This is a genomic window from Haloarcula sp. Atlit-7R (assembly GCF_003666065.1).
Lineage (GTDB): Archaea > Halobacteriota > Halobacteria > Halobacteriales > Haloarculaceae > Haloarcula > Haloarcula taiwanensis.
Genome location: NZ_QXIK01000103.1, coordinates 1 through 452 on the forward strand (window position 1 = coordinate 1; position 452 = coordinate 452).

The 452-nt window shown below is 65.9% G+C and carries 1 pseudogene; it reads right to left on the reverse strand.

Going from position 1 to position 452, the window contains the following annotated elements:
- Positions 1-133: 133 nt before the first annotated feature.
- A pseudogene (locus tag D3D01_RS22850) lies at positions 134-452 on the reverse strand (ABC transporter substrate-binding protein); the annotation flags it as partial.

Consider the following 452-nt stretch of genomic DNA (forward strand, 5'->3'; position numbering starts at 1 on the left):
TGACGGGAAGTTACAAGACAACGACGCCATCGTCTGCGACGACTGCGGCACGCCCGCGGTCCAACTCTGGTAAGGCCTCGAACGAGGTCGAGCGAGTCGGCCGTCGGCGTCAGCGGTGGCGAAGACGGACGACTCAGTCGCCGGTGACGATGCCGGCGACGCGCTCGCGGTCGAACAACCGCTCGCCCTCGGGAATCACGGGATACGCACCGCCGTCGTACGCCGGCCACGCGCCGAAGCGGTCGGGGTAGAGCTGTTTCGCCGTCATCTCGGTCTGGAACAGGTTCATAATCGGCCCCTGCACCGGGGTTCCCGAGGGGTAGACGCGGTCGTTTCGGACCGCGCTGAGTTCGCCCCCGACGGGGTGGTTTTCGAGGGTCTCGCGAATCGACGCCACGTCGTAGTACGAGTCGATACCGTAGCTGTGGAGCAGCACGTCGGGGTCGATTTCG